Here is a 2,592-nt window from a genome sequence, read left to right on the forward strand (position 1 = left end):
AAAAACAGTTCAAATTTAAGTTGTTTTCTCTACTTTTAAACTGTCCTATTTTCGGGGGTGCTTACACATTCAGTAAAGATTTTCCACTTTTCCATTTCAAATAAAAGAGAATATCCGATCTGTTTTCCTTTAATGATTGTAGCAACTGTGAATTGACCTTTTTTGTCTTCGGGACTCTTATAGCAAGCTGATTATCATTGATTAAGAGTTTTATACCTTCGTTATTCAAGTCATTTATAATTGATTGTATGGTTTCAAGTTGAGTCATTAGTTAATTATAAGATTGAATTAGGAGGAGTGTTGATGTGTTTTAACGATTTTAGACTTCACATAAGGTTTTTTCAAACAGTCTTATAAAGGAGTGTATACCATCAGTATCATATAGTCCTGAATCATATCGAACTTTCAAGCTAAGCGTGCTATTTCTATCTACCAGAAAGTGACAATCAATATCGAGGTTGATGTGTTCATCTTGATCAGATTTGACTTGCTGAAATCTTAATAATTCAGATTCTGTGGCTATGATCGGGTTATTTCTGTGGTCTTCATAACGAAGGTTGAATTTCCAATAATGACCTGTCATTGTTCTTCCTTCTGCCTTGATAAGCCTCCAGGTATGATCCATTAATGAATGGGCGCGGAAATCAATATTATCGTCATTAGCTCTTTTAACAGTCTGGACTATTTCATGAAAATTATCCGTTGATTTGATAACTGTCCGAATTAAAACAATATCTGCATAGTATCCAATTTGGTTTTTAAAGTCCGGGTGATCTCGATTGAATAGTGCAGTACCAATTATTGTATCTTCCTGTCTGGTCTTTTTCAATCTGGCAATATGAAATACCGCTTGAAGGATAATAAATGCCGTTGTGCTATGTTCTTTAGCAAGGCAATTTACTTTTTCTAAAAGAGTTTGATCAATAGCAAGAGAAGTGTTCTCTGGTACATTGTTTCTGACAGCATTGGTGATCTGATTAATAGGTGAAATAAACTCATTAGGCAACTCTGGAAACTTTGTTTTCCAGTATTTTTTATGAGACTCACAGTTCCTTGTAATATATCTACTCTCGGCGCTCAAATATTCTTTAAGCTGGAAAGGTAAATTCGGTAGTGGAGATTTTTGTCCAGTACTGAAGGCTTGATACAGTACAAGCAACTCTCCTAAAAAAACCTCCTTAGACAGCTTATCGAAAATAATGTGATGGGCTAGAATGCTTAATGTATATCTTTTATTTTCCTCCTGAATTAGCCGTATAATACATAATGGGCCGGATTCAAGATCGAATTTGAAGTCTTTAAAACTCCGATATTGTTGAACTAACAACTCTTTTTCATTTGAATCACGAACGTCAAAGAAATAAAAGTGATTTTTCGGTTTAGGTTGAACAGACATTAGATTAATACCATTCAAATGACAGAAATTAGATCTCAGGCTTTCATGTCGCTGAAATAAATAGTTTATAGCGGTAGTAATAATATTTAAGTCCAGAGTGCCTAAAATTTTAAATTCATAGCTTAGCTTACCTACAGATTTATCATGAGTATTTTGAAATATCCAGAAATTTTGCTTGGGGCCTACCTTAAAATAGATGCTTCCATTTACTTCTATTTCTTCAGCTTCCAATCTTAGATTTTTATGAATCTGCTTTTTTTCAAAGTGAGCAACTAAAATATCCTTATTGGTTTTTAAACTTTTCAATAACTCCTCATTGACCTTCTTACCCTTTTTATATCTAACGGCCAGACTACCGTCATTGTATGACAGTTGAACGCCTTCTCTATTTGCTTGCTCCAGTAGCAGTAATGCGCTATGCTTAGTTTGAATCGTCATTGTCTGTTATATATAAATAGTTTCAAATTCATCTTCATCAAAGTCTTCCTGTTCTGTGTGTAATTTAAATGCTTCTGACAGTAGCTTAATTGTAGGATACTGAAATAGCATTTTCAAATCAATCTCAATTTGAAGTTTATTCAGGATTAAGTGCATCATGTGCATTGCAAGAAGTGAATGTCCACCAAGTGCGAAGAAGTTGCTGTTGGTACTGATTTGCTCTTTTGGCACCTGGAGCACCTCACTCCAGATGTCAACGAGTTGCTCTTCGACCTCATTTTGAGGGGCGATGAATTCCTGGATACCTACTTCGGGTTTAGGGAGTGCTTTTCGGTCTACTTTACCGCTTCGGTTGAGAGGTAGCTCCTCCATTTTGATGAAAAGCGTTGGAACCATATAATCCGGCAGCTTTTGCAGCAGGTAGTTTTTCAGTGTTTGGCTGTCAATAAGATCCTGAGCAACGAAGTAAGCGACGAGTTGTTTATCATGGTTTTTGTGATGGGCCACCACGACGGCAGCCTGCACCTGAGGGTGGTAGGCGAGCTGACTTTCGATCTCCCCGAGTTCGATACGGAATCCTCGAACTTTAACCTGATTATCACTACGTCCCAGAAACTCGATGTTACCATCGGGCAGCCACCTGGCCCGGTCCCCAGTTTTATACAGTCTTTCCCCTTCATTAAACGGGTGATTAATGAATCGCTCTTTGGTTAACTCCGGCTGATTGAGGTACCCACGAGCGAGCTGTGCACCACCAA

At 37.2% G+C, this 2,592-nt stretch carries 3 protein-coding genes; all 3 read right to left on the reverse strand.

From position 1 onward, the window contains the following. Positions 1 to 61 precede the first annotated feature (61 nt). On the reverse strand, positions 62 to 268 hold the full coding sequence (locus JMN32_RS27730) for a TubC N-terminal docking domain-related protein (protein ID WP_202856300.1): 207 nt from the start codon (positions 266 to 268) through the stop codon (positions 62 to 64). 51 nt (positions 269 to 319) lie between these two features. After that, positions 320 to 1,834, reverse strand: a complete 1,515-nt coding sequence (locus tag JMN32_RS10550) for a condensation domain-containing protein (protein ID WP_202856301.1) — start codon at positions 1,832 to 1,834, stop codon at positions 320 to 322. A 6-nt stretch (positions 1,835 to 1,840) separates the two neighbouring features. After that, the coding region (locus JMN32_RS10555) for a non-ribosomal peptide synthetase (RefSeq protein ID WP_202856302.1) at positions 1,841 to 2,592 on the reverse strand (752 nt) is incomplete at its 5' end.

It is taken from the genome of Fulvivirga marina, from assembly GCF_016775155.1.
Taxonomy (GTDB): Bacteria; Bacteroidota; Bacteroidia; order Cytophagales; family Cyclobacteriaceae; genus Fulvivirga; species Fulvivirga marina.